The sequence below is a fragment of the Streptomyces asoensis genome (assembly GCF_016860545.1).
Classification (GTDB): domain Bacteria; phylum Actinomycetota; class Actinomycetes; order Streptomycetales; family Streptomycetaceae; genus Streptomyces; species Streptomyces asoensis.
This window is the reverse complement of record NZ_BNEB01000005.1, coordinates 1,405,298-1,432,114: the sequence shown is the minus strand read 5'-3', so window position 1 is coordinate 1,432,114 and position 26,817 is coordinate 1,405,298. Positions and strand designations below refer to the sequence as shown.

Genomic DNA, 26,817 nt, shown 5'->3' with positions numbered 1-26,817 from the left:
ACGTGCCACCATTGTCCACGGTCACAGGACGAAGCCCGCGGGGAACGGGTCGGTCGGATCCAGCAGGTACTGCGCCGTACCCGTGATCCAGGCGCGGCCGGTGAAGCTCGGCAGCACCGCCGGGCGCCCCGCGACCTCCGTGGTGCCGAGCAGCCGGCCCGTGAAGTGCGTCCCGATGAACGACTCGTTGACGAACTCGGTGTGCAACGGCAGCTCGCCCCGCGCGTGCAGCTGCGCCATGCGGGCGCTCGTCCCCGTGCCGCAGGGCGAACGGTCGAACCAGCCCGGGTGGATGGCCATCGCGTGCCTGGACCGCCGGGCGGTGGAGCCCGGCGCGTACAGGTGCACGTGGTGACAGCCACGGATGGAGGCGTCCTCGGGATGGACCGGCTCGTCGTTCGCGGCGATCACCTCCATCAGCGACAGCCCGGCCCGCAGGATGTCGTCCTTGCGTGCGCGGTCGAAGGGCAGCCCGAACTCCGACAGCGGCAGGATCGCGTAGAAGTTGCCGCCGTACGCGAGGTCGTACGTCACCGTGCGTCCGTCGGGCAGGGTCGCCCGGCGGTCCAGGGCGACCACGAAGGAGGGGACGTTGCGCAAGGTCACGGACGTGGCCGCGCCGTCCCGGACGGCCACCTCGGCGACGACCGGTCCGGCCGGGGTGTCCAGGCGGACGGTGGTGACCGGTTCGACCACCTCGACCATGCCGGTCTCCACCAGTACCGTCGCGACCCCGATGGTGCCGTGCCCGCACATCGGGAGGTATCCCGAGACCTCGATGTAGACGACACCCCAGTCGCAGTCGGCCCGTGTCGACGGCTGGAGGATCGCGCCGCTCATGGCGGCGTGTCCGCGCGGCTCGTTCATCAGCAACCGCTTGACGTCGTCGCGGTGTTCACGGAAGTACAGCCGCCGCTCGTTCATCGTCGCGCCGGGCACGGTGCCGATCCCGCCGGTGATCACGCGGGTGGGCATGCCCTCGGTGTGCGAGTCGACGGCGTGCAGGACGAGCTTGCTGCGCACGGAGTGTCCCTCTCTGTCGTGCTCGGTCGTGGGCCGGGCGGTCAGGCCAGGCCCGCCGCGACGGCCTTCTCGGTGGCCGAGCGGACGGTCGCCTCCTGGTCCGGCGTCAGCGGCACCCGTGGCGGGCGGCAGCGACCGCCGTGACGGCCCACGACGTCCATCGAGAGCTTGATCGCCTGGACGAACTCGACGCGCGAGTCCCAGCGCAGCAGCGGGTGCAGTCGGCGGTAGAGGGGAAGCGCGGTGGTGAGATCACCGGCCACGGCCGCCCGGTAGAGCTCGACCGAGGCCCTCGGAAGCGCGTTGGGGTAGCCGGCCACCCAGCCCTTGGCGCCGGCCACCGCCAGTTCCAGCAGGACGTCGTCGGCCCCGACCAACAGGTCGAGTTCCGGAGCGAGTTCGGCGATCCGGTAGGCGCGGCGTACATCGCCCGAGAACTCCTTGACCCCTTGGACGTGTCCCTCGCCGTGCAGCCGGGCCAGCAGTTCGGGCACGAGGTCGACCTTGGTGTCGATCGGGTTGTTGTACGCCACCACCGGCAGGCCCGCCCCGGCGACCTCCGCGTAGTGGGCCACGACGGCCCGTTCGTCGGCGCGGTAGGCGTTCGGCGGGAGCAGCATCACCGCCCCGCAGCCCGCCTCGGCCGCCTGCTCGGCCCAGCGGCGGGCCTCCGCCGAGCCGTAGGCGGCCACGCCCGGCATCACCCGCGCCCCGCCGATCGCGGCGACCGCGGTCCGCACCACCGCGGCCCGTTCCTCGGGCGTGAGCACCTGGTACTCGCCCAGGGATCCGTTCGGTACCACGCCGTCGCAGCCGTTCGCCACCAGCCAGGCGCAGTGTTCGGCGTAGCGGTCGTGGTCGACGGAGAGGTCCTCCCGGAGCGGGAGAGCGGTCGCGACGAGGACACCGCGCCAGGGCCGCGGCGCGGCGGCGGCCGCCGCGGCCGGAGCGGGAGCCGGGGAGCCGGCAGCCGGGGAGCCGGGTGCGGGGAAGTCCGGGGCGGATGCGGATGCGGACGCGGTCATGAGGCGGGCCCCTTCCGTGGGAGGACATACGGGATGTGCGGGATGTGCGGGATGTGCGTGGCCCGAGCGGGACGCGCACCGTACGAGGTGTGACATTGCACTGTCATGAGCTGTCCATGGGGTCGTCCGGCGCGGCCAGCACGCCCAGGGGCACGGGCCGGGCCAGCAGCCGTCGGGCCGGCCGGAGTTCGCAGCCCGCGACGCCCGCGACACCGGGCTCGCACATCCTTCCCTGGCACCAGCCCATGCCGGCCCGGGTCAGCAGTTTCACGGTGCGCAGATCGCCCGCGCCGAGCGTGTCCACGGCCTCGCGGACGGCGCCGGCGGTGACCTCCTCGCAGCGGCACACCACCGTCCCGTCGGTCACCTGCTCCGTCCACCGCACGGGCCGGGCGGCGTACGCGGCGTCCAGTGCCGCGAAGAACGCCCGCGCGCGGGTACGCGCCCGGGCGGCCGGAGCCCAGGCGCGCGGGTCGGGGACGGCGCCCGTCAGCCGGGCCGCTGCCGATCGCCCGGCGATGTGGCCCTCGGCGAGCGACAGTGCCGCGCCGCCGATGCCCGTGGTCTCACCCGCGGCCCACACGCCGGGGACGTCGGTGCGCTGTTCCTCGTCGACGACGACGCGCGGCCCGTCCAGACGGCAGCCGAGCCCGTCCGCGAGGTCGGTGTGCGGCAGCAGCCCGTGGCCGACGGCGAGGGTGTCGCAGACGACGCGCCGCCGCGTGCCGGGCACCGGCCGGCCCTCGCGGTCGAGCGCGGCGACGGACACGGCCTCCAGACGCTCGTCGCCGTGCGCCGCCAGCACCGTGTGCCGGGTCATCACCGGCACACGACGGCCCAGGAGCCGGGTCGCGTAGGCGATTGCCTCCGTGACCTTCGCGGGGGCGGCTGCCCAGGTCCCGGCGCGGCGCACGAAACCGGCGGCCCCCGCCGACTCGACCAGGGCGACGACGTCGACGCCCGCGGCCGCGAGGCCGGTGGCCACGGGCAGCAGCAGGGGCCCGGTGCCGGCCACGACCGCGGTGCGGCCGGGCACGGCGAGCCCGCCCTTGAGCAGGGCCTGGGCGCCGCCCGCGGTGACCACGCCGGGCAGCGTCCAGCCGGGGAACGGCAGGACCTTCTCGTAGCCGCCCGTCGCCAGCAGAACTCCGTCGACGCGTACCGCGACGGACTCCTCCTGGTCGGGACCGGCCAGCGCGTGCACGGTGAATCCGTGTGAAGCCCGTTCCACGCACCACACATGACGGTCACTCAGGTACGTGACCCGGCCGATGCCGAGCTGGGCGTCGAGCCCGGCGCGCAGTCGCTCCCAGGTGCGCGACCGGTGGCGGAGGGCCGGTGGGCGCCGGGCGGCCGTTCCCGGTGCGGGCTGCCGGTGGAACTGTCCGCCCGGCCCGGGCTCGGAGTCGACCAGCACCACCTGTACGCCGTGCGCGGCGGCCGCCAGGGCGGCGGCGAGGCCGGCCGGGCCCGCGCCGATCACCGCGAGTACCGGACGGTCCTCAGTCATCGTGACCCGTCCCGTGCTGGGTGCGGACCTCGGCGCCCGGCACCGCCGGCACCAGGCAGGCGCGTCGGCCGGGACGGCCGTCGACGGTGACCAGGCAGTCGAAGCACACGCCGATCCCGCAGAAGACGCCGCGCGCCCGCCCCGAACCCCGGGTGGTGCGCCAGGCCGTGACGCCGGACGTCCACAGCGCGGCGGCGATCGTCTGCCCGGGCAGTGCCTCGATCTCCCGGCCGTCGAAGGTGAGGGTGAACGGGTCGCCGGGGTGGTCCCGGAGCGGCTCGCGCGGATTCACGGGGTGTCCTCCTCGTCATGGCGGTCGTCGTCGAAGCGGTCGGGCCGCAGCGGTGTCAGGTCGAGGTCCGGGCGCTCGCCGGCGAGGACCTGCGCGATGAGGTGGCCGGTGCCGGTCGCGAGCCCGATGCCCGCACCCTCGTGCCCGCAGGCGTGGAAGAGCCCCGGCACCCGGGGATCGGGTCCCACGGCCGGGAGATGGTCGGGCAGGTACGGGCGGAAGCCGAGGTACGTGCGCATGGCCCGGACCCGGGCCAGGAAGGGAAAGAGGCGGGTCGCGCCCGCCGCCAGCGCCCGCACGACCGGCAGGGAGAAGGACCGGTCGAAACCCACCCGCTCACGGCTCGCGCCGATCAGCACCGGTCCGGCCGCGGTCCCCTCGACGACCGGTGAGGTCTGCAACGCGGCGGAATCGCTCGCCACGTCGGCCACGTAGTCGGCGGCGTACACCTTGTGCCGGATCCGGCGCGGCAGCGGCTCGGTGACCAGGACGAAGCCCCGGCGCGGGAGCACGGGCAGCCCGACCCCGGCCAGCGCGGCGACCTCGGCACCCCAGGTCCCCGCCGCGTTCACCACGGCCGGGGCGAGGATGTCGCCGCGGTCCGTGCGGACGCCCCGCACCGCGCCGGTGGTGTCGCGCAGCACCCGCGTCACCGTGCGGCCGGTCTCCAGGCGCGCGCCGCTCGCCCGGACGAGACGGGCCGCGGCCAGCGTCGGCATGACCTGGGCGTCCTGCGGATACAGCACACCGCCCGCGAGGCCCCGCGCCAGGTCCGGCTCCAGGTCGTGGAGTTCGTCGGCGCCGACCGGTACGGCCGTCACCCCGGCCGCGCGCTGTCCGGCCGCGAGACCGGTGAGGGAGCCGAGCGCCTCGGGCGTGGCGGCGACGACGAGCCCGCCCTTGGCCTCGTACTCGACGGCCGGACCCGTCTCCTCGGCGAGCTCGCCCCACAACCGGGCCGACAGCAGGGCGAGTCGGAGTTCCGGCCCGGGCTCCTTGTCGGACACGAGCAGGTTGCCCTCACCGGCGCCGGTCGTGCCCCCGGCCACCGGACCCCGGTCGACCAGGATCACGTCCAGCCCTGCTCGGGCCGCGTACAGGGCGCAGGCGGCGCCCACCATGCCGGCACCGACGACCACGACGTCACCACAGGATCGCTTGGTCACGACAGTAATATGTCACATGGCGCCGATGCCGAAAAGAAGGCCGACCCGGGGCCGACCCGGGAAAATGCGAGGTCGTGCGGGCCCCGGCCGGGGCATCATGGCGGTCCCGCCACCCGGCCGTCGGGGGCGGGACCAGCACCAGGGAACGACCGGGGGCACCTGTGACCGTCACCAACATCCTGCTGTCCGGCATTGTCGGCTCGACCGCCTACGGACTCGCGCGCGAAGGCTCCGACGTGGACCGCCTCGGCATGTTCGCCGCCCCCACCGAGCAACTGCACGGGCTGCACCAGCCGAAGGAGTCGTACGTCAGCACGGCGCCCGACCGCACCCTGCACGAGGCGGCCAAGTGGTGCAGGCTCGCCCTCGGCGGCAACCCCACGGTGATGGAACTCGTCTGGCTGCCCGACGAGTTGTACGAGGTCCGCACCCCGCTCGGCGACGAACTCATCGCCCTGCGCGAGACGCTGCTCAGCGCCCGTCGGGTGCGCGACGCCTACCTCGGTTACGCCACCCAGCAGTTCCGCAAGCTCCAGAACCGCACCGGCGGCACCCCCTCCGAGGACACCCGCGGCCGGATCGCCAAGAACGCCCGCCACCTCAAGCGGCTGTGCACCCAGGGCTACGAGCTGTACTCCACCGGGCGGTTGACGATCCGCGTCGACGACCCGGAGAGCTACCACAGGTTCGGTGAGCAGGTCGCCGACGACCCCGAGGCCGCGCTGCCGCTGCTGCGCGGCTTCGAGGAGGCGTTCGCCGGGACCCGCAGCGTGCTGCCCGAACAGCCCGACGAGACGGCGGCGGACGCCTGGCTGCGGCGGGTACGCGAGGAGTTCTACCCGGCGGCGCGGACCACGCCCGTGTGATCCGCCCGCCAGGCGGCGCGCACCCCGCGCCCGCCGCCGTGCACCCCGTGTCCGCCGCCGCGCCCGGGGACACCCCCGGCGCGGGTGCGACAAAATCATGTGCGGTGCCCGCGCCGGCGCCCCTACACTCGCCGTCACCGAGCGCGGCCCACGAGTGGGGCGGCGCGTACCGAGACGAACGAGGGGAGCCCGGCCATGCGTGACCACACCGCTGCCGTCGCTCCCCGGTCCCGCTACGAGGTGATCCTCGTGTCTTCGTCCGTCCGGTGCTCGCTGCGCGGCCGGCACCGGGCCTCCTGACGAAGGTCCGACCACAGCAGACCCACCCGTGACCTGGTGCGTCGCCCTGCGCGGCGCACCGACGCCGACTGCACGCCGGCGTCCGTCACGTGTCACGACCTCGTCCGGGAAATCGCGCCGCCCGTTCCCGCAACACCCCGAAAGGCCAAGGGCCGTGCGCAACAACCTCGACCGTCAGCTCTCCACCGTGCGCAACCTGGGCATCCTCGCCCACGTCGACGCGGGCAAGACCACCGTCACCGAACGGATCCTGTACGCCACCGGGACCACGCACAAGCGCGGCGAGGTCCATGACGGCACGACCGTCACCGACTTCGACCCCCAGGAGCGCGACCGTGGCATCACCATCTTCGCCGCGGCCGTCAGCTGCGAGTGGGCGGGGCACCGCATCAACCTGATCGACACCCCCGGGCACGTCGACTTCGCCGACGAGGTCGAACGGTCCCTGCGGGTGCTCGACGGCGCGGTCGCCGTCTTCGACGCCGTCGCCGGCGTGGAGCCGCAGAGCGAGTCCGTGTGGCGTCAGGCGGACCGGCACGGCGTGCCGCGGATCGCGTTCGTCAACAAGCTGGACCGGGTGGGCGCCGACCTCGACACCGCGGTGGCGTCGATCCGTGACCGCCTCCATCCGGTTCCGCTGGTCGTCCACCTGCCGATCGGCGCGGAGGACGGCTTCACCGGCGTCGTCGACCTGCTGAGGATGCGCGCGCTGACCTGGAGCGACGGCAGCGACGCGGCCGTCGAGGATGACGTCCCGGACGACCTTCTGGCGGAAGCCCTGCGGCGGCGCCGGCTGCTGGAGGAGACCGTCGCGGAGCGGCATCCGGCCGCCCTGGAGGAGTTCTGCGACCGGGAGACCCTCTCCGCCGGGACCCTGGCGGCCGCCCTGCGCGACCTGACCCGGACGGGCGACGGCGTGGTCGTGCTGTGCGGTTCGGCCTACCGCAACCGCGGCGTCGAACCGCTGCTCGACGCCGTCGTCGCCTATCTGCCGTCCCCGCTGGACGTGCCGCCTGTACGCGGTGTGTCTGGGGCTGCGGGCGGTGTGCCCGGCGGTGAGGAGCGGACGGCCGACCCGTCCGCGCCGTTCGCCGCCCTCGCGTTCAAGGTCACCGCCACGGCGACCGGCCGTCTCACCCATCTGCGGGTGTACTCGGGCACGATCGGGAAGGGAGACGCGGTATGGGACTCGGGCGCGGGACGCACCGAGCGGATCGGCCGGATCCTGCGGGTGCAGGCCGACCGGCACGCCGGGCTGGAGCGCGCGGTCGCCGGGGACATCGTGGCCGTGGTCGGGCTGAAGTCGGCCCGTGCGGGCTCGACCCTCAGCGCGCCGGACGCACCCGTCGTCCTCGAACCGCCCGGCGTCGCCACGCCCGTGGTCTCCGTCGCGGTCGAGGCGCGCACCGGCGGGGACACCGACCGGCTGGCCGTGGCCCTGGCCCGGCTGGCGGAGGAGGATCCGTCGCTCGTCGTCCGGACCGACCCGGAGACCGGTCAGACCGTGCTGTCGGGCATGGGTGAACTGCACCTGGAGGTCGCGGTGGAGAAGATCCGCCGCGGTCTCGGCCTGGACGTCCAGGTGGGCCGCCCCAGGGTGACCTACCGCGAGACGGTCGGCCGCGGCGTGTCCGGCGCGGTCTTCCGGCACGTCAAACAGGACGGCGGAGCAGGCCAGTTCGCGCATGTCGTCCTCGACGTCGAGCCGCTCGGCGCGGACGAGGCGGGAGACGGCGCGGCGGCCGGGTTCGCCTTCCGGTCCACCGTCGTCGGGGGCCGGGTGCCGCACGAGTACGTCCGCGCGGTCGAGGCCGGCTGCCGGGACGCCCTCGCCGAAGGACCCATCGGCGGCCATCCGGTCACCGGGTTGCGGGTCACCCTGACGGACGGGGCGACCCATGTGAGGGACTCCTCCGAGACGGCCTTCCGCACGGCCGGCCGGCTCGGGCTGCGAGAGGCGCTGCGCGCCTGTGCGATGGTCCTGCTGGAACCCGTCGTCGAGGTCGCGGTCACCGTCCCCGAGGACGCCGTCGGCGGGGTCCTCGGTGACCTGGCCGCCCGGCGCGGCCGGGTCACCGACTCGGCCGTCCGCGGCGGCTCGGCGGTGGTCACCGCGACCGTGCCGCTGGCCGAACTGTTCGGCTATGCGACCCGGTTGCGCAGCCGGACGCAGGGCCGGGGCACCTTCTCGGTCCGCCCGACGGGCTACGCCCCGGCCCCGACACCGGTGACGCCCCGCTAGCCCCGCTCCGCCGCCCCACGGCCCCGCACGGCCGAGGGAGGGCGGCCGTGCTCACGGTCTCCGACCCCGGAGGCCATGGGCCCGGCGGTCACTTCTTGCCGACGGGCGGACCCGCGGGGTCGGGGTGCAGGCCCAGGGCCGGTGCCCGGCGTCACGGAGGTGTCGGCCGAGCCACGGCCCTGCCCGTCGCTCCGTGTTGACGGGCCAGGGCGCAGATTCCGGGCCGGGTCCGGCCGGCGCCCGGACCCGTGGGTCCCGGGTCGCAGGTCCCCGACCCGGTCCACAGCCGGTCGTAGGGCAGGCAGCGGGTGCGCCCGTCGCCTCGCGCGGACGGGCGGCGGGCCCGCGGTCCCGGGGACCGGCCCCCGAGGTCCAGGGGCCGCGGCCCGGTACTCACGAAGGCGTCGGTCGAGCCTCGGACCCGCCCGTCGCTCCGTGCGGACGGGTGGGCCCGTGGCCGTGCTTGCGGGCGCGGGGATTCCGGCCCTCGGGCCCCGGCCACGGCATGGCCCCCGTGGCCGTCGGGGACCTCACCGAGGGCGGCGGGCCGGTGGACGGGTCAGGGGTAGGACACCACGGTCGAGGGGACCGTGGAGGTGCCGGAGGTCGGGGCCCCGAGGTCGTTGATCACGTGCTCGTACTGGCCCTGGCCGCCCAGCGAGACCACCAGCAGGTCGTGGAACTTCACCCCCGGCACGTCCGGGGCGGCGAACCCGTGGTGCTGGACGATCGTCGGGTCGACGTTGTAGAAGCAGTAGCTGCCGAGTCCCCAGCCCTCGTGCGTGGTGACGCCCGCGCCGACCTTGTACGCGGCGTACCCCTTGACCGGGCCGTTCTGGATCGCGGCCTGGTCCGGCGCGTCGTAGGCCTTCTCGTTCTGGAAGAAGATCGTGCGGCCGCGCTGTCCGTTCCACTGCACGTCGTACTTGTTGAAGTGCTCCACGAACAGGCCCGTGGCCAGCACGTCGTCACCGTTGACGACGACCCCGTAGTCGGCCCGGTTGGTCTCCCACCCGACGCCCTCCCCGTGGTCGGCGCGCCAGACCCAGGTGTGGTCGACGATCGTGTGACGGTTGTTGACCACCATGCTGGTGGTGGCCCGTCCGGCGCCGGCCCCGCCGATCCGGACGAACACGTCCTGGACGGTGGTCGGGTCGGCGCTGTGGTCGCGCCGTGCCCCGGGCGGACCGATCTCCAGCAGGGTCCTGGAGTTGACCGGTCCCGCGTCGACGAGGAAGCCCGCGAGGCGGACCCCGTCGACGTCGGCCACCTTCAGCGCGGTGACGCCGTTGTCGGGGATCAGGGTGGCGTACCCGAGCCCGAGGACGACCGTGCCCGCCCTGTTCACCCGGACCGGCCGGTCGAGATGGTAGACGCCGGGCGTCAGCAGCAGGTGGAGGCCCTGCGCGAGCGCCTGGTTGAGCGTGGCCGCGGACACTCCCGGCCGGGCGACGTAGAACCGCGACAGGGGCAGCGAACTGCCGCGCGGGGTGCCCTTGCCCCACGTGACCCCGCGGGCGCCTGTCCGCTTCGCCGGCAGGAACACCCGGAAGCCGCCGCGGCCGTCGACGTACAGGAACGGCTTCTCCCGGGAGACCGGTGTCGTGTCGAGCGTGGTGTACGGCGGGGCGGGGAAGCTCTGCGCGGGGGCGCCCTCGACCCCGGAGAACACCATGTTCCACACGCCGTTGAGCCAACTGCCGATCGCGCTGTCGCGGGTGTACCACTGCTGCTGCGAGTACGGGCCGACCTGGCCCTCGATACGGCTGTCGGCGATGTAGCCGCCGCTCGCCCAGCCGTAGCCGGACGGCGCGAGGTCGAGACCGCCGTGTACGTGCATCCGGCGGAACGGCGCCGCCTGGGCGACCGCCCACCGGTTGGTGCCGCTCGCCGGCACGAGCGCGAGGTTCTCCGCGGAACGCCAGAAGTTCTGGGTGGCGTTGCCGCCGAACCAGCCGGCGTCCACGGTCACGTCCCCGTGGACGGTCGTGTCGTCGGGGGAGAGGCCGAGGCCCGCGATCGAGGTGTAGAAGCCGAGTTGGGCGTTGAGACCGTGGTACGTCCCGGGCCGGAACAGCAACGCGTACCGTCCGGTGCCGAACTGGGCGGACTCCTGCTGCCGGAACACCGCGTCCAGCCGGGCCTGGATGTCCGGCGTCGACGGGTCGAAGACCAGGACGTTCGGGCCGAGGTCACCGCCGCCCGGAAGGGCACGCGGCCGCTTGCCGTGCGCCGCTGCGGCGGCCGGAGCACCGGAAGCCGCAGTGGCGGCCGGAGCACCGGAAGCCGCAGTGGCGGAGGGCGGCGCCGCGGAGGCCGGCGTGACGGCGGCCGCGGTGAGGACGGGGACGGCGGCGGCCGTCGCGGCGGCGAGGACTGCTCTGCGGCGCACGGCGGGCGTCCCGGGCGGCGGGGTGTCGGGCATGGGCGGCTCTCCTCGGTCCAGGCCGCTCGAGGTGTGAACGGCTGATTTAAGGAAGTGAACGGTTGCTGGCTTGAGAGCGCTCTCTCAGCGCTGAATGCTTCAACTACCCGAACGTGCGCGTCAAGTGGTGCGACCGGAGTTGCCCGGACCGTGCCGCAACTCTTGACGTGCTCGCGTTCCGGGGATTAACTCACGTCCTAAATTAAGCCCTGATGACACCGGGAGCCGACCCATGCGCACCATCCGAGCCGCGGCCACAGGAGCCGTCGTCATGTCACTCGCCCTCGCGGCCACGGCCTGCGGAGGCGGAAGCTCGACGGACGGCGGGGGCTCCAACGACTCGCCCAAGACCCTGACGTACTGGGCCTCGAACCAGGGCGCGAGCATCGAGGTGGACAAGAAGGTCCTCCAGCCGGAGCTCGACAAGTTCGAGAAGCAGACGGGGATCAAGGTGAAGCTCGAGGTCGTCCCCTGGTCGGACCTGCTCAACCGGATCCTCACCGCCACCACGTCCGGTCAGGGCCCCGACGTCCTCAACATCGGCAACACCTGGTCCGCCTCGCTCCAGGCCACCGGCGCGCTGCTGCCCTGGGACGACGCCAACTTCGCCAAGATCGGCGGCAAGGACCGCTTCGTGGCCTCCGCGCTCGGCTCGACCGGTGCCCAGGGCAAGGACCCGGCGGCGGTGCCCCTGTACTCGATGGCGTACGCCCTCTACTACAACAAGGCGATATTCGCCGACGCGGGCATCAGCAGGCCCCCGGCCACCTGGGCCGAGCTGGTCGCCGACGGCAAGAAGATCCAGGCCAAGGGCAAGCAGGTGCTGGGCGCCGAGGGCGCGAACGTCTCGGAGAACATCCACCACACCTTCGTCTTCGCCAAGCAGCACGGCGCCGACTTCTTCACCGCCGACGGCAAGCCCGACTTCACCTCCGAGGGCGCCGTCGCCGCGGTCAAGCAGTACGTCGACCTGATGGCCAAGGACAAGGTGATCCCGCAGGGCAACGCCGAGTACGCGCAGAACCAGTCCGTCAGCGACTTCGCCAAGGGCCGGACCGCGATGCTGCTGTGGCAGTCCGCGTCGTCCAACCTCAAGTCCCAGGGAATGAGCGAGGACCGGTACGGCATCGCGCCCGTGCCCGTGCAGTCCGGCGTCCCCGGCACCGGGGCGCGGACCAACTCGATGGTCGCCGGCATCAACCTGGCGGTCTTCAAGAACACCGACAACCTGGACGGCGCGACGAAGTTCGTGAAGTTCATGACCGGCGACGAGGAGCAGAAGATCCTCAACACGGCCTACAGCACCATCCCGCCGGTCGCCACCGCCCAGTCGGACACCGCCTTCAACTCCCCGTCGAACGCCGTCCTGAAGGACACCCTGGCCAAGAGCGCGGCCGCGCTGCCGCAGGTCGCCGACGAGTCCCAGTTCGAGACCACGGTCGGCACGGCCGTCAAGGAACTGTTCGCCGACGCGGCCGCCGGCCGGCCGGTGACCACCGCGTCGGTGAAGGCCAGGCTCGCCAAGGCCCAGCAGCAGATGCCGACGAAGTGACGCCGACGAAGTGAGCCAGATGACCACCACAGCCGAGGCCGGCACACCTCGCGTACACCCCGACGCCGGGAGGAAGGATCCGAGCCCGCGCCCGCGCCCGGGCCGGATCCGCCGGATCGGACTGCCCTACCTGCTGCTCCTGCCCGCCCTGGTCCTGGAACTCCTCGTCCATCTGGTGCCGATGGTGATCGGCATCGTGATGAGCTTCAAGGAGCTCACCCAGTTCTACATCCGCGACTGGGGCACGGCCCCCTGGTCCGGCCTCGACAACTACCGCGTCTCGGTGGACTTCGACGCCCCCGTGGGCGAGGCGTTGCTCCACTCGTTCTTCGTCACCGTCGGCTTCACCCTGCTCTCGGTCGGCCTGTGCTGGCTTATCGGCACGGCGGCGGCGATCTTCATGCAGGACACCTTCCGCGGACGGGGGCTGCTGCGGGCGCTCTTCCTGGTCCCGTACGCGCTGCCGGTCTACGCGGCCGTGATCACCTGGGTGTTCATGTTCCAGCACGACAACGGCCTGGTGAACCACGTCCTGCACGACCAGCTGCACCTCACCGACGAGCCCTCCTTCTGGCTGATCGGCGACAACAGCTTCTACGCCCTGCTCACCGTGTCGGTGTGGAAGGGCTGGCCCTTCGCCTTCCTCATCGTCATGGCCGGCCTCCAGAACATCCCGCGCGAGCTGTACGAGGCGGCCGCGCTGGACGGCGCGGGCATGTGGCAGCAGATCCGCCGCATCACCCTGCCGTCCCTGGGCGCGGTCAACCAGGTGCTGATCCTCGTCCTGTTCCTGTGGACCTTCAACGACTTCAACACGCCGTTCGTCCTGTTCGGCAGGGCAGCCCCCGAGGCCGCGGACCTCATCTCGGTCCACATCTACCAGGCGTCCTTCGTGACCTGGAACTTCGGCACGGGCTCGGCGATGTCGGTCCTGCTGCTCCTCTTCCTGCTGGCCGTGACGGGCGTCTACCTCGCCGTCACCTCGCGCGGACGGAGGACCTCCCGTGCGCGATAACTCACCCATGTCACCACCGGGTTCGTTCCTGTGGTCCCGGCGGATCTTCCTCACCCTGCTGACCGGCTTCGTCCTGCTGCCGGTCTACGTGATGGTCTCCAGCTCGCTGAAGCCCCTCGCGGACGTCACGGGGAAGTTCCGCTGGCTGCCCAGCGGCCTGACCGTCCGCCCGTACATCGACATCTGGTCGACCGTCCCGCTCGCCCGCTACTTCGTCAACTCGCTGATCGTGGCGGGTGCGGCGACAGTCTGCTCGGTCGTGATCGCCGTGTTCAGCGCCTACGCGGTGAGCCGCTACGACTTCCGCGGCAAACGGGTCTTCACGGTGACCGTCCTGTCGACGCAGATGTTCCCCGGCATCCTCTTCCTCCTCCCGCTGTTCCTGCTCTACGTCAACATCGGCAACGCCACCGGCATCGCGCTCTTCGGCTCGCGCGGCGGACTGATCCTGACGTATCTGACGTTCTCCCTGCCCTTCTCCATCTGGATGCTGATCGGGTACTTCGACTCGGTCCCGCGCGATCTCGACGAAGCCGCGCTGGTCGACGGCTGCGGACCGCTCGGCGCGCTGTTCAGGATCGTCGTCCCGGCGGCGATCCCGGGCATCGTGGCGGTGGCCGTCTACGCCTTCATGACCGCGTGGGGCGAAGTGCTGTTCGCCTCCGTCATGACCAACGAGACCACCCGCACGCTCGCCGTCGGACTCCAGGGCTACTCCACCCTCAACGACGTGTACTGGAACCAGATCATGGCCGCTTCGCTGGTCGTCAGCGTGCCCGTGGTGGCCGGCTTCCTGCTGCTCCAGCGCTATCTCGTCGCCGGACTGACGGCCGGAGCCGTGAAGTGAGCACCCACCAGGACCCCGAAAGGACTTCAGTGACCATCGACCTCGCCGCCCTGCCCCAGGACTTCCTGTGGGGGACCGCCACCTCGGCGTACCAGATCGAGGGAGCCGTGGCGGAGGACGGCCGTTCGCCGTCGATCTGGGACACCTTCTCGCACACCCCCGGGAAGATCGCGGGCGACGACCACGGCGACACCGCCTGCGACCACTACCACCGCTGGCCCGAGGACATCGGCCTGATGCGTGAACTCGGCGCCAACGCCTACCGGTTGTCGCTGTCGTGGCCCCGTGTGGTGCCGGGCGGCGACGGACCGCCCAACCCCAAGGGCCTGGACTTCTACGACCGGTTGATCGACGGCCTGCTGGCGGCGGGCATCACGCCCTCCGTCACGCTCTACCACTGGGACCTGCCCCAGGTGCTCCAGGACCGCGGAGGCTGGCCCGAGCGCGACACCGCCGAGCACTTCGCCGCGTACGCCGCGGTCGTCGCCGAGCGGCTCGGCGACCGGGTCACCCACTGGGCCACCCTCAACGAACCGCTGTGCTCGGCCTGGATCGGCCACCTCGAGGGCACGATGGCCCCCGGGCTGACCGACCTGACGGCCGCCGTCCGCGCCTCCTACCACCTGCTCCTCGGTCACGGACTCGCCGTCCAGGCGATCCGGGCGGCCGTCCCGCGGGCCGGGATCGGCATCGTCAACAACCTCTCCACCGTCCACCCGGCGTCCGACCGCCCCGAGGACCTGGCCGCCGCCGCCCGCATGGACGGCCACACCAACCGCTGGTGGCTGGACCCGGTGCACGGCCGCGGCTTCCCCTCCGACATGCGCGAGGTGTACGGCGTCGAACTCCCCGAGCGCGAGGGCGACCTGGCCACGATCGCCGCACCGCTGGACTGGCTGGGCCTGAACTACTACTTCCCGGCCTGGGTGAGCGACGACCCCGACGGTCCGGCGCCGCACGCCCGTTCCGTGCGCCGGTCCGGAGTCCCGCGCACCGGCATGGACTGGGAGGTCGACCCGAGCGGCATCGAGACGCTGCTGCTGCGCCTGACCGACGAGTACGGCGCCCGCCGTCTGTACGTCACGGAGAACGGGTCGGCCTACCCGGACGTCGTCCGCCCCGACGGCACGGTCGACGACCCCGAGCGCCAGGCCTATCTGAGCGGTCACCTCGCGGCCTGCGCCTCCGCCGCCCGCAAGGGTGCCCCCCTGGCCGGCTACTTCGCCTGGTCGCTGCTGGACAACTTCGAGTGGGCGTACGGCTACGACAAGCGGTTCGGTCTCGTCCACGTCGACTACCGGACCCAGGCGCGGACGATCAAGGGCACGGGCCGCCACTACGCGGACATCATCCGCCGTCACCGCGAGGGGGTGGCGAAGGCCGCCTGAGAGACCGGGGCGCGGCGGGCGTGGGTGCGGGAGCGCGCGCCCGCCGCGCCCCTCCCTCTATGAATGTCATGCACCTGACAGTCCTGCCAGGCCTGTCCCTACCGTCCGTTTCCCCGAGGAGAGCCGCATGTCAGCACGCACCGCTCGCACGCCCCGCACACTCCTGACGGCCGTGGCGGCCCTGGCGCTGCTGGGCGCGGGTCCGGCCCTCGCGTCGCCGTCCGCGGTGTCCGCCGCCGACGCGACCGCCTGGGACACCGACCGCGCCGCCGCCGCGTACGCCGCGAACCCGGCCGCCGTCACCGCGTCCGGCAGTGAGAACGGCGGTACCGCCCCCGGCCTCGCCTTCGACGGGAACGGCGCCACCCGCTGGTCCAGCGACTTCGCCGACGGCGCCTGGATACGCCTGGACCTCGGCACGACCCTGCGCGTGGACCGCGTCGTCCTGGACTGGGAGGCCGCCTACGGCAAGCGCTACGTCCTGGAGGTGTCGGGGAACGGCTCCGACTGGACGCCCTTCTACACCGAGACCGCCGGCACGGGAGGCTCCGTCACGGCGCACACCTACCCCCAGGAGGTGACGGGCCGGTACGTACGGCTGCGGGGCCTGGAGCGTGCCACGCCCTACGGCTACTCGCTGTACTCCTTCAAGGTCTACGGCGGCGAGCCCGCCCCCGCCGCCACCGTGCGCTCCAACCTCGCCCTGAACCACCCGGCCTACACGAACTACTACCAGCACGCGGGCAACTCACCGGCGTTCGTCACCGACGGCGGTCACCCCGCCGACCTGAAGGCCGATGCCACCCGTTGGTCGAGCGACTGGAACGCGGACCGCTGGGTCGCCGTCGACCTCGGCGCGGCCTCGGTGATCGACACGGTCGAGCTGTACTGGGAGGCGGCCTACGCCGTCGACTACCGGCTCCAGGTCTCCGACGACAACCGCACCTGGCGCACGGTGTACCAGCCGTCGGCCGCCGAGGTCGCCGCGCGCCGGGCGAACGTGAAGTCCCCCGCCGAGGCGACCGGCGTGCACGACAGCGTGCGACTGCCCCAGCCGGCCACCGGCCGCTACGTCCGGATGCTCGGCACGGAACGCCGGTCGTTCTACAACCCCGCGCCCGCCACGGCGCATTTCGGCTACTCCCTCTACGAGTTCGAGGTCTGGGGCACCGGCGGCAGCGCCCGGGCGGCCTACCCGGCCGTGCCGGGCGAGCAGCAGGGCACGTACCGCACGACGTTCTTCGACGACTTCACCACCGCGTCCCTCGACCGCTCCAAGTGGCGGGTCGTGCGCACCGGGACGGAGATGGGCTCCGTCAACGGCGAGGCACAGGCGTACGTCGACTCGACGGACACCGTGCGCACCGAGAACGGCGCGCTCGTCCTGCGGGCCGGGTACTGCAAGGGCTGCACCCGCGCGGGCGGCGGCACCTACGACTTCACCTCCGGCCGGGTGGACACCCACACCAGGTTCGACTTCACCTACGGGCGGGTCAGCGCCCGGATGAAGCTGCCCGTCGGTGACGGGTTCTGGCCCGCCTTCTGGCTGCTGGGCAGCGATGTCGACGACCCTTCGGTGTCCTGGCCGGCCTCCGGCGAGACCGACATCATGGAGAACATCGGCTACGCCGACTGGACCAGCTCCGCCCTGCACGGCCCCGGCTACTCGGCGGACGGCAACATCGGAGCCCGGCAGACCTACCCGAACGGCGGCCGGGCCGACGACTGGCACACGTACGCCGTGGAATGGACCCCGACGGCCATGCGGTTCCAGGTCGACGGCCGCCTGGTCCAGGAGACGACCCGCAACGTCCTCGAGTCCACCCGCGGCCAGTGGGTCTACGGCCACGACCAGTACGTGATCCTCGACCTCGCCCTCGGCGGCGCCTACCCGGCCGGCTGGAACCATGTGACGACCCCGTACTGGGGGCTCCCGCAGCCGAGCGTGGACCGGATCGCGGGCGGGGGAGTGCGGGCCGAGGTGGACTGGGTGCGGGTGGAGCAGAAGGGCTGACCCGCCTGCCCCTCACGCACGGCGCTCGCCCCCGCCGGTGAGCCACCCGCCCGGTCCGCCGCTGTCAGCAGTCCCGCAGCTCCGCCGACTGGTTGAGGACCTGCGCCCGCGTGGAGGTGAAGCGACGGTAGGTCTCGCCGTCCCGGGCGCCGGGGCGGAAGGCCGCGACGCGGTGGCAGTTCTGGAAGGCCAGGGTCACGCCGAAGTGGCGCTCCAGGCTGCTCCTGATGGCATCGCTGGCGAGGGCGCGCAGGAGCTGGCCGCGCTCCCGTTCCGACGGCGGCGGGGTCCGGTTGTCGGTGAACTCGGCGGTGCCGCCCTTCAGTTCCGCCGCGAGGGCGGCCACGAGGTCGTAGGCGTAGGGGAGCGAGGTGCGGACCGTGTCCACGAAGTCCTCCTCGCGGACGGGACCGGCTTCGGCCGCGGAGAGGAGCTCGGGGGAGACGTCGAGAGACATGGGTGTCCTGTTCCTGTGGAGGGTGGGGGAGGAGACGGAGCCCCGGAGAGGGAGGAGGGGCGTCCGGCGGTGTGAAGGGGGGGCGGGGGCGCTCAGGAGGGCCGGACCGGGCCCGGGACGAAGTCCGGGTCGACCTGCGCCGCCAGGTCCTGGCCCGTGGCCTCGTCCGCCCAGGCCCGGGCGTTGCGCAGATGGAACTCCACGGCGTGGCGGTGCAGCCGCGGCCGGTCCTGCTCGCGGGCGTCGACCGTCTCGCGCAGGACGCGCAGGGCGTGGCGGTTGGGTTCCTCCAGTTCGCCGCGTGGGCTGCCCCGTTCGGCGGAGCGGACCCAGGGAGACAGGACGAGGTGGGTGAGCAGGTCGTCGCCCACCTCCTCCTTGAGGAACAGCAGGTCGTCCTCGCCGGTCACCTTGTTGCCGACCACGGCGAGGGGGATGCCGAACTCCCGTGCGTGGTCCCGGTACTGGCGGTAGACGGAGACGCCCCTGCGGGTGGGTTCGGCCACCAGGAACGTCATGTCGAAGCGGGTGAAGAGGCCGGAGGCGAAGGCGTCGGCGCCGGCCGTCATGTCCATCACCAGATACTCGCCGGGGCCGTCCACCAGGTGATTCAGGTAGAGCTCCACCGCGCCCAGCTTGGAGTGGTAGCAGGACACGCCGAGGTCGTTCTCGTCGAACGCGCCCGTCACCATCAGCGGCACGTCACCGACCCGCTGGACGTGGCGGGCGTGGAGTTCGTCGTCGCCCAGCAGGCGCAGCAGCCGCGAGCCGCGCCCCGGCGGGGTCGTCTTGACCATCGCCTCGCGGGAGGTGATGCGCTCGTTGGTGCCGCGCAGCAGGTCCTTGATGTCACCCAGATGGGCGGCCAGGGGCGGAGCGCCGAAGGCCGTCGGCCCCGCCGTGGGGTCCAGGGCCTCGGACAGGTGCTGGTTGATGTCGCCGTCCACGGCGAGGACCGGTGCGCCGGAGCGCGCCAACTGCCCGGCGAACAGGGCCGAGAGAGTCGTCTTGCCGCTGCCGCCCTTGCCGACGAATGCGACGCGCATCACCACACCCCCTTGTTGAAAATGAATGTCATGTCGCTAGATTTAGGGGCGCACGGTGATCTCTGTCAAATCCGGGAGGGGTGGTCAAGTGATCAACCTTTGGCGCTTGCTGCATATGATGTGCAAGTGCATGACTACTGCATCAGGCCCGCGGGCCCCGAGGACCTGGACGGCGCACGCGCCGTCATGCTGGACACCGTCTACCGGGACTTCGCCACCGGCTACGTGCCGCGCTGGCACGGCGACATCGTCGACCCGGCCACCGCCTACCTCGCCCCCGACCGCCACCTCCTGCTGGTCGCGCTCGACGGCGAGGACGGCGAGGTCGTCGCCACGGCCGCCCTGGACTCCCGGGGGCCCGCACACCCGCCGAACCCGCGAGCGGTCGCCGAGCGGTATCCCTCCGGAGCAACCGCACAGCTGCGCCGGGTCTACGTCCGTGCGGAACACCGGCGGCGCGGTCTGGCCCGGCGGCTGGTCGCCGAACTCCTGGCCTTCGCGGCGGCGGACGGCGGCTACCGGGCCGTCTACCTGCACACGGATCCGTCCGTGGAAGGGGCCGAGGCGTTCTGGCGGTCACTCGGCACCGTCGTGCTCGACGAGCGGGACCGCGGCGCCGGCGGCCAGGGCATCGTCCACTTCGACGTCCCCCTGCCCGGCCCCGTCCCCGCGGCGGGCCCCGGCCGCGGGCCCGTCACCCGTCCCGCCCGCGCCGGAACCTCCCGCTCCCTCACCGCAGGCGACCCCCGCGGCGCTCTCCCCGCCCGCTCCTGCGCCCCCCGTCCCCGTCGTCCCACAGGCCGGTAACCCCATGCGCTTCCCCCGCCGTTCGCACCCTCCCCGTGGCTCCCGTCCGCCCCGGCTGCTCGCCTCGCTCCTGCTCACCCCCTTCCTGGCGGGCTGCTTCGCCTCCTCCGCGGGCGGCGACGGCGCGGCCGGCGAGGGCGCCGGTGACGGCTCCCGGCTGCGGGTCGCCCTCGCCTTCCCGCCCACCGGGCACCTCTCCCCCCACGGCGCCGACGCCACCCTCCTCAGCCGGCTCGGCGTCACCGAGGGACTGACCGCCCTCGACGGCAACGGCGCCGCCGCCCCCGCGCTCGCCGCCTCCTGGCGCCGCGCGGACGACCGCACCTGGCTGTTCACCCTGAGCGAGGCCGTGTTCCAGGACGGCACGGACGTCACCCCCGCCGCCGTCGCCGCCTCCCTCACCCACGCGGCCGAGGCCCGGCCGGCTCCGGCGGCCCTCTCCGGCATCACCCTCACCGCGAAGGCCGAGGGCGCCGACGGCGTGCGGGTCACCACCGGCGAGCCCGACCCGGTCCTGCCCCTGCGGCTGTCCAGCCCCTCCCTCGCCGTGCTCGCCCCGAAGGCCTTCGCCAAGACGGGCGCCGTCGACCCCGTCGGCACCGCCACCGGCCCCTTCCGGATCACCCGGCTCACCGGCGCCACCGCCGCCCGCCTCGACCGCTTCGACGACTACCGGGGCGGCCGGGCCCAGGCCTCCGGCATCGACGTGCGCTTCATCGCCGACGGTGCCGCCCGCGCCAACTCCCTGCGCACCGGGCAGGTGGACATCGCCGAGGCGATACCCGTGGCCCAGGCCGCGAGCCTCGATGCCGGCACCCGCCGCGAGACCGCCACCACCCGCACCACCAGCCTCCTCCTCAACACGAGGTCGGCCGCCTTCAGGGATCCGGCCCTGCGCGCCGCCGCCCGCGCCGCCGTCGACACCTCCGCCCTCGCCGACGGTGTCCACGAGGGGCACGCGGACCCCGGAGCCGGCATCTACGGGCCCGCCGTCACCTGGGCCGCGGGCAAGCGCGTCCCGCCCACCGGGCGCACCTGGTCCGCCGCGCCCGGCCGGACCTCTCTGACGCTCGCCACCTACGACAACCGTCCCGAACTCCCGGAGATCGCACAGGTGCTGAAGCAGCAGCTGGAGAAGGCCGGGTTCACGGTGAAGCTGGAGGTGCGCGAATACTCCCGGCTGGAGAGCGACGCCCTCGCCGGGAAGTTCGACGCCTTCGTCGGCGCCCGCAACAGCCTCCTCGACACCGGTGACCCCGTCTCCCTGCTCGCCAGTGACTTCACCTGCGGCGGCGGTTACAACCTCGCCCTGCTGTGCGACAAGGCGGTCGACCGGGCCGTCGCGAAGGCGCGGGCGGTGGCCGGCACCGGCGAACGGCAGGACGCCGTCATGGCCGCCGAGGCCGCGGTCCTCGGCACCGACGCCGTCGTCCCGCTCGTCCACCAGCGCGTCATCACGGGCGTCGGCGCACACGTGGGCGGCGTGCTGCTCGATCCGTACGAGCGCACTCTCGTCGGCACCGGCACCCGGCGCTGACCGTATGGGAAGCAGAACGGGCACGCTGCTGTGGCGTGCCGTGCCGGCCGCGGCTCTGGTGTGCGCCATCGGGCTGCTGCCCTGGCTGTCGCACACCGACCCGGCGCTCACCGTACTGAGGGCGCGGTCCGCCGAACGGGACGCCACACCCGAGGTCCTCGCCGGTATCCGCGCCGAACTGAACCTCGACGACGGACCGTCGACGCTGCTTGGGCGGTGGCTCGCCGGGCTGCCGCGCGGGGACGCCGGACGCTCGTGGATCTCCGGCGACGCGGTGCTCCCCACGGTCCTGGAGGCCCTGGGCGCCTCCCTGCTGCTGATGGCCGCCGCGTCGGCGGTCGCGGTGGCCACCGCCGCCGCCGTGTGCGCCCGCACCCTCCGCCGCGGCGCACGGCGGAGCCTGGAGGGCCGGCCCGCCGGGGGGTCCGGCGCGGCCGTGCTCGCCGCGCTGCCCGAGTTCCTGACCGCCTCCGTGCTCGCGACCGTCGTGGGCGTGCAGTGGGGATGGCTGCCCGCCCTCGGCTGGTACGGCCCGCAGTGGACCGTACTGCCCGCGCTCGCCCTGGGGCTGCCCGCCGGCGCGGTGCTCGGGCGTCTCCTGGACGAGCAGCTGCCCGGCGCCTTCGCCGAGCCCTGGGCGCAGGCCGCGGCCGCCCGGGGACTGCCCGGACACAGCGTCGCGCGCAAGGCGCTGCGGCGCTGCGTGCCCGGACTGCTCCCCAACGTGGGCCTGTTCGTGGTCGGTCTGACCGGCGGCTCGGTCGCCGTGGAGCAGATCTTCGACATCCCCGGGCTCGGCCGGACCACCCTGCGGGCCGCGATCGCACAGGACCTGCCCGTCCTCCAGGCGGGGACCCTCGTCCTCGTCGTCCTCGCGGCCGTGGTCACCCTCGGCGTCCGCATCGCCACCCGGCTGCTCGTCGGGCCCGCCCTGCGGGACGGCGCCCTGTCCACCCCGCACCGGCCGGTGCCCCCCGGCCGCCGGGTCCTGCCCGCCGTGTACGCCGCCGTGCCGGCCGCCGTCATCGCCCTCGGGCTGCCCCGCGATCCGCTCGCGCTCGACACCTCGGCCCGGCTGCGGCCGCCCTCCGCCGCCCACCCGTTCGGCACCGACGCGCTCGGCCGCGACGTCCTCGCCCGGGTCGCGCACGGCGCCCTCGACACCCTCCTGCTCGCCCTCGCCGTCAGCCTGACCGCCCTGGCGGCCGGGGTGCTGCTCGGCCTGCTGCCCCGGTTCTCCGGACCGCTCGTCGACACCGTGAACGCCGTACCGCCCGTGCTGGCCGCCCTCCTGGTCACCGCGGTCCTCGGCGGCGGTCCCACCGCCCCCGCACTGGCCGTGGCCGTCGTGGCCTGGGCGCCGCTCGCCGCGCACACCTCCGCACTGCTGAGTCAGGAGCGGGCCACCGTCCATCTGACGGCCACCCGCGCCCTGGGCGCCGGTCCCGTCCAGCTGCTCAGGAGCGAACTCCTGCCCGCCGTCCTCCCGCCCGTGACCCGCCACGCCCTGCTGCGCCTGCCCGGAGTCGCCCTCGCGCTGGCCTCGCTCGGCTTCCTCGGTCTCGGCGCGCAGCCACCGTCCCCCGAGTGGGGCCTGCTCCTCGCGGAGAACCAGCCCTACGCCGAACGCGCGCCCTGGGCCGTCCTCGCCCCCGCCGCCGTCCTCGCCCTCCTCGGCGCACTCGCGGTGACGGCGGCCGGCGGACCGCGGCGGCCTCGGCCGCGGCGACCGGGACGCCGTAGGGACAGGGCGGCGGCCGGTGGACGGGCGCTCGTCCACGAGGAGCCGGTGGGGGCGGGATGACGGCGTCTCGTCCCGCGCCCCGGCCCGCCCAGGGACCGGCCCCGCGACCCGACCCGCGACCGGCCCCGCGCCGGCTCCGGCGCCGAAGTCCCCGAGGGGCCGCCGCGCCCCCGGTTCCGCTCCCGCCCCTGCTCCGTCTGCTGATCGCCACTCAACTCGCTTTCAACGTCGGCTTCTTCGCCGTCCTGCCGTTCCTCGCCGGGCATCTGGGCGGCGCGGTCGGCATGGCGGGTTGGCTGGTCGGGTTCGTGCTGGGGCTGCGGACCTTCAGCCAGCAGGGCCTGTTCGTGGTCGGGGGAGCACTGGCCGACCGCCACGGCATCCGGCCCGTCGTCCTCGCCGGGTGCGCGCTGCGCGTCGCCGGGTTCGCCTGGCTCGGGTACGCGGAACGGACCTGGACGGTCGTCGGGGCCGTCCTGCTCATCGGGTTCGCGGCCGCGCTGTTCTCGCCCGCCGTCGAGTCCGAAGTGGCCTGGCAGGCCGTCGCGTTCGAGAAGGCGGGCGGCAGGCCGCGCACCCGGGTGCTCGCGCTGTTCACGGTCGCCGGTCAGGCCGGGGCGTTCGTCGGACCGCTGCTCGGCGCGCTGCTCCTCGCCGTCGACTTCCGCGCGGTGTGCCTCGCCGGAGCCGGTGTCTTCGTCCTCGTGCTGGCCGGCCACGCCCTCCTCCTGCCGCGGCGCGTCCCGGGCCGTACCCGGGTCCCGGTGCGCGGCGCCGTCGCACCGCTGCTGCGTGACCGCGGCTTCCTCGCCCTGTGCGGCGCGTACGGCGCCTGTCTGCTCGCCTACAACCAGCTCTACCTCGCCCTGCCCGCCGAGGTGGAACGGGCGGCGGGGTCGCAGGCGCCGCTGGCCTGGCTGTTCGCGCTGTCGTCGGTGCTGGTGGTCACCGCGCAGCTGCCGGTCACCCGGTGGGCGGGGGAGCGGCTCGACCCGCGCCGCTCGATGGCGGCCGGACTCGCGCTGATCGCCGCCGGGTTCGCCCTGGTGGCCGCCGCCCTGCCCGCCGGACGCACGGGTGCGGCGGGGCTGCTGCCCGCGGCCGGTTTCGTCGTGCTGCTCACGCTCGGCCAGATGCTCGTCGTGCCCGCGGCCCGCGCCCGGGTGCCGGACCTGGCCGCCGAGGGACGGCTCGGCCTGTACACCGGTGCGCTGTCCTCGGTCTCCGGACTCGTCGTGCTGCTGGGCAGCGCCGCCGCCGGCACCCTGCTGGACGCCGGGCTCCCCCCGGCCGTCCCCTGGCTCCTGCTGGCCGCCGTACCGGCCGCCGCCGTCGCCCTGCTCCCCTCGGCGACCGCCGAGGAGGGAACCGGCGGGAAGGAGGGCCGATGACCGTGGGACCGGTGGGCGAGGGGGCCGGTGAACCGGGCCGGGCGTGAACGCGGGGCGGCCGCCGCCGGCTCATCCGGCCGAGGCCTTGCCGCAAGACCGGCCGGAAGTCCCGCCGGAAGACCCATGGGGCAGGGCCCGCACCGCGAAACCGGTCCGGGCCCTGCCCCATGGGGGTGGGAAGGAGGAGCCGTGACGGCTCCCGGGGTCACACCAGTTCCAGCACCTTCGCCACCGGGGCCTGCGCCGCGACGCGCGAGGTCCGCCACAGCCACAGCACGTCCCGGCCGAACGACCACACCAGCGAACCCAGTGCGAGCAGGACGACGGCGAAGGTGGCCGCGTAGGGCAGCAGGTCCGCGCCGGCCAGCAGCAGGAGCACGCCCTGGAGCGCGGCGACCGTCTTGCGGGCGGTGCTCGGCGGGAGCGGGGCGTTCAGCCAGGGGGCGACACGGGCCGCCGCGACGAACACGTAGCGCATCGCGCCGATGAGCAGCACCCACGGGCCCAGCGCCATCGACACGTACACGCTGAGCACCAGGATCAGGAACGCGTCGACCTCCATGTCGAACCGCGCGCCCAGGGCCGTCGAGGTGTTGGTGCGGCGGGCGACCTTGCCGTCGACGCCGTCGAGGATCAGGGCCACGGCCGTCAGACCCACCAGCAGCGTCACCGGCGGCGCGCTCTCGAAGGAGTCGGCCACCAGCGCGGTCACCCCGCCGACCAGGGTCGCCCGGCCGAGCGTGACCCGGTTGGCCATGCCGAACGAGCGCAGGGCGGAGCGGTGCAGGGCCCGGGACAGGACCGCCCAGGTGGCGATGGCGAAGACGAGACCGGTCACCCAGCCCGCCGGCCCGAGGCCGATCGCCGAGCCGAGCAGGGCCAGCAACAGGATCTGAACGCCCGCTCCCACAGCGGTCTCCTGCTGGACCAGCCTTGCGTCGTAAGTGTTGTTCAGGGCCACCGCACATTCCTCCGGCCAGATGACAAAGATGATCAGCGCCGCGTACTGTGCGCGGACTGTGCACACCTCGGTACGTGGGCCGGTCGCAGATCGTTCAGGAGGATTCCGATGTCCGTCACCGCTCGTGCGTTCTGGGTCGGTTCCCCGGGCACCGGGGAGATCCGCGACGTCGTCGTCCCCGACCCGGCCGACGACGAGGTGCTGGTGCGCTCGCTGTGGTCCGGCGTCAGCCGCGGCACGGAGACCCTCGTCTTCCGCGGCGGGGTGCCCGCGAGCCAGCACGCGGCGATGCGGGCACCGTTCCAGGAGGGCGACTTCCCGGCACCCGTGAAGTACGGCTACCTCAACGTCGGCGTGGTGGAACGGGGGCCCGCCGCGCTGGTCGGGCGCACGGTCTTCTGCCTCTATCCGCACCAGACGCGCTACGTCGTCCCGGCCACGGCGGTCACGGTCGTACCGGACTCGGTGCCCGCGCCCCGGGCCGTCCTCGCCGGCACCCTGGAGACGGCCGTCAACGCGCTGTGGGACGCGGCGCCGCTGGTCGGCGACCGGATCGCGGTGGTCGGCGGCGGCATGGTGGGCTGCTCGGTGGCGGCGCTGCTGGCCCGCTTCCCCGGCGTCCGCGTCCAGCTGGTGGACGCCGATCCCACCCGCGCGAAGGTCGCCGACGCCCTCGGCGTCGAGTTCGCCACCCCCGGCGAAGCCCGCGACGGCCTCGACCTCGTCGTGCACGCCAGCGCCACCGAACAGGGCCTGACCCGTTCGCTGGAACTGCTGGCATCCGAGGGCACGGTCCTGGAACTGAGCTGGTACGGCGACCGGAAGGTCTCCCTCCCGCTCGGCGAGGACTTCCACTCCCGGCGGCTGGTCGTGCGCAGCAGCCAGGTCGGCACCGTCTCCCCGGCCCGCCGCTCCAGCCGTACGTACGCCGACCGGCTCGCGCTCGCCCTGGAACTCCTGGCCGACCCGGCGCTCGACGCGCTCGTCACCGGAGACAGCGCTTTCGAGGAGCTCCCGGAGGTCATGCCGAAGCTCGCGTCGGGCGAGATCGCGGCCCTGTGCCACCGTGTCGGGTACGGGCAAGAGGGCCTGACCTGAGAAAAGAGTGAGATCAGGCTGAACACGGGGAACCGAAGAGCCGTACTACACGGCATCCCCCGGCGGCCAACGGCCGGGGGACCAGACGCGCCGCACCTGGAGGGTCGTCCG

Annotated in this window: 20 protein-coding genes and 1 pseudogene; 12 read left to right on the top strand and 9 right to left on the bottom strand. The window is 73.6% G+C overall.

Annotation, left to right across the window (positions count from 1 at the left end; genetic code table 11):
* Positions 1–21 precede the first annotated feature (21 nt).
* The 5 genes from Saso_RS29255 to Saso_RS29235 form a co-directional block, all read right to left on the bottom strand.
* The gene (locus Saso_RS29255) at positions 22–1,023 is read right to left on the bottom strand and encodes a proline racemase family protein (protein ID WP_189925929.1); all 1,002 of its coding nucleotides are present in this window, start codon (positions 1,021–1,023) and stop codon (positions 22–24) included.
* A gap of 41 nt (positions 1,024–1,064) precedes the next feature.
* Positions 1,065–2,048 carry a dihydrodipicolinate synthase family protein gene (locus Saso_RS29250; protein ID WP_229901452.1) on the bottom strand — a complete coding sequence of 328 codons (984 nt, stop codon included), beginning with the start codon at positions 2,046–2,048 and terminating at the stop codon, positions 1,065–1,067.
* A 103-nt stretch (positions 2,049–2,151) separates the two neighbouring features.
* Positions 2,152–3,558: an NAD(P)/FAD-dependent oxidoreductase gene (locus tag Saso_RS29245; RefSeq protein WP_189925931.1), complete on the bottom strand. Its 1,407-nt coding sequence runs from the start codon at positions 3,556–3,558 to the stop codon at positions 2,152–2,154.
* On the bottom strand, positions 3,551–3,850 hold the full coding sequence (locus Saso_RS29240) for a (2Fe-2S)-binding protein (protein ID WP_189925933.1): 300 nt from the start codon (positions 3,848–3,850) through the stop codon (positions 3,551–3,553). The genes Saso_RS29245 and Saso_RS29240 overlap by 8 nt, the downstream gene beginning before the upstream one ends.
* The gene (locus tag Saso_RS29235) at positions 3,847–5,016 is read right to left on the bottom strand and encodes an NAD(P)/FAD-dependent oxidoreductase (protein WP_189925935.1); all 1,170 of its coding nucleotides are present in this window, start codon (positions 5,014–5,016) and stop codon (positions 3,847–3,849) included. Before Saso_RS29235 ends, Saso_RS29240 begins: the two co-directional genes overlap by 4 nt.
* 161 nt (positions 5,017–5,177) lie before the next feature.
* On the opposite strand from Saso_RS29235, the gene Saso_RS29230 reads away from it, so the two are divergent.
* Together Saso_RS29230 and fusA are read left to right on the top strand one after the other, a co-directional pair.
* Positions 5,178–5,882 (top strand): nucleotidyltransferase domain-containing protein, encoded by a 705-nt coding sequence (locus Saso_RS29230; protein ID WP_189925937.1) that lies wholly within the window; start codon positions 5,178–5,180, stop codon positions 5,880–5,882.
* A 454-nt stretch (positions 5,883–6,336) separates the two neighbouring features.
* Entirely contained in the window at positions 6,337–8,424 is a 2,088-nt protein-coding gene (fusA, locus tag Saso_RS29225; protein ID WP_189925939.1) for an elongation factor G, read from the top strand.
* 559 nt (positions 8,425–8,983) lie between these two features.
* On the opposite strand, the gene Saso_RS29220 is transcribed toward fusA, so the two are convergent.
* Complete coding sequence (locus Saso_RS29220) at positions 8,984–10,849, bottom strand: coagulation factor 5/8 type domain-containing protein (RefSeq protein ID WP_189925941.1); 1,866 nt, start codon at positions 10,847–10,849, stop codon at positions 8,984–8,986.
* Positions 10,850–11,081: 232 nt separating this feature from the next.
* Here Saso_RS29220 and Saso_RS29215 point away from each other — a divergent pair, with 232 nt between their 5' ends.
* From Saso_RS29215 to Saso_RS29195, 5 genes are all read left to right on the top strand, one after another.
* Positions 11,082–12,401, top strand: a complete 1,320-nt coding sequence (locus Saso_RS29215) for an ABC transporter substrate-binding protein (RefSeq protein WP_189925943.1) — start codon at positions 11,082–11,084, stop codon at positions 12,399–12,401.
* 19 nt (positions 12,402–12,420) lie between these two features.
* Entirely contained in the window at positions 12,421–13,416 is a 996-nt protein-coding gene (locus Saso_RS29210) for a carbohydrate ABC transporter permease (RefSeq protein ID WP_189925945.1), read from the top strand.
* A gap of 7 nt (positions 13,417–13,423) precedes the next feature.
* Complete coding sequence (locus tag Saso_RS29205) at positions 13,424–14,263, top strand: carbohydrate ABC transporter permease (protein ID WP_189925946.1); 840 nt, start codon at positions 13,424–13,426, stop codon at positions 14,261–14,263.
* Between the two features lie 29 nt (positions 14,264–14,292).
* Positions 14,293–15,651 carry a GH1 family beta-glucosidase gene (locus Saso_RS29200; RefSeq protein ID WP_189925947.1) on the top strand — a complete coding sequence of 453 codons (1,359 nt, stop codon included), beginning with the start codon at positions 14,293–14,295 and terminating at the stop codon, positions 15,649–15,651.
* A 127-nt stretch (positions 15,652–15,778) separates the two neighbouring features.
* On the top strand, positions 15,779–17,665 hold the full coding sequence (locus Saso_RS29195) for a discoidin domain-containing protein (RefSeq protein WP_189925948.1): 1,887 nt from the start codon (positions 15,779–15,781) through the stop codon (positions 17,663–17,665).
* A gap of 64 nt (positions 17,666–17,729) precedes the next feature.
* Here the strand turns inward: Saso_RS29195 and Saso_RS29190 are convergent, their stop codons facing one another.
* Together Saso_RS29190 and Saso_RS29185 are read right to left on the bottom strand one after the other, a co-directional pair.
* Positions 17,730–18,122, bottom strand: a complete 393-nt coding sequence (locus tag Saso_RS29190; RefSeq protein ID WP_189925949.1) for an SCO5389 family protein — start codon at positions 18,120–18,122, stop codon at positions 17,730–17,732.
* A 92-nt stretch (positions 18,123–18,214) separates the two neighbouring features.
* Positions 18,215–19,168: an ATP-binding protein gene (locus Saso_RS29185; RefSeq protein WP_189925950.1), complete on the bottom strand. Its 954-nt coding sequence runs from the start codon at positions 19,166–19,168 to the stop codon at positions 18,215–18,217.
* A gap of 126 nt (positions 19,169–19,294) precedes the next feature.
* Between Saso_RS29185 and Saso_RS29180 the strand changes: the two are divergent.
* From Saso_RS29180 to Saso_RS29165, 4 genes and pseudogenes are all read left to right on the top strand, one after another.
* Positions 19,295–19,822: pseudogene (locus tag Saso_RS29180) on the top strand (GNAT family N-acetyltransferase); the annotation flags it as partial.
* Between the two features lie 157 nt (positions 19,823–19,979).
* Positions 19,980–21,512 (top strand): ABC transporter substrate-binding protein, encoded by a 1,533-nt coding sequence (locus Saso_RS29175; protein ID WP_189925953.1) that lies wholly within the window; start codon positions 19,980–19,982, stop codon positions 21,510–21,512.
* A 4-nt stretch (positions 21,513–21,516) separates the two neighbouring features.
* Positions 21,517–23,316: an ABC transporter permease subunit gene (locus Saso_RS29170; RefSeq protein WP_189925954.1), complete on the top strand. Its 1,800-nt coding sequence runs from the start codon at positions 21,517–21,519 to the stop codon at positions 23,314–23,316.
* On the top strand, positions 23,313–24,647 hold the full coding sequence (locus Saso_RS29165) for an MFS transporter (RefSeq protein WP_189925956.1): 1,335 nt from the start codon (positions 23,313–23,315) through the stop codon (positions 24,645–24,647). The genes Saso_RS29170 and Saso_RS29165 overlap by 4 nt, the downstream gene beginning before the upstream one ends.
* Before the next feature lie 205 nt (positions 24,648–24,852).
* Here Saso_RS29165 and Saso_RS29160 read toward each other — a convergent pair whose 3' ends face one another.
* Positions 24,853–25,608: a CDP-alcohol phosphatidyltransferase family protein gene (locus tag Saso_RS29160; RefSeq protein ID WP_189925958.1), complete on the bottom strand. Its 756-nt coding sequence runs from the start codon at positions 25,606–25,608 to the stop codon at positions 24,853–24,855.
* 108 nt (positions 25,609–25,716) lie between these two features.
* Between Saso_RS29160 and Saso_RS29155 the strand changes: the two genes are divergently transcribed.
* Positions 25,717–26,706 (top strand): zinc-dependent alcohol dehydrogenase, encoded by a 990-nt coding sequence (locus Saso_RS29155; protein WP_189925960.1) that lies wholly within the window; start codon positions 25,717–25,719, stop codon positions 26,704–26,706.
* The last annotated feature ends 111 nt before the right edge of the window (positions 26,707–26,817 follow it).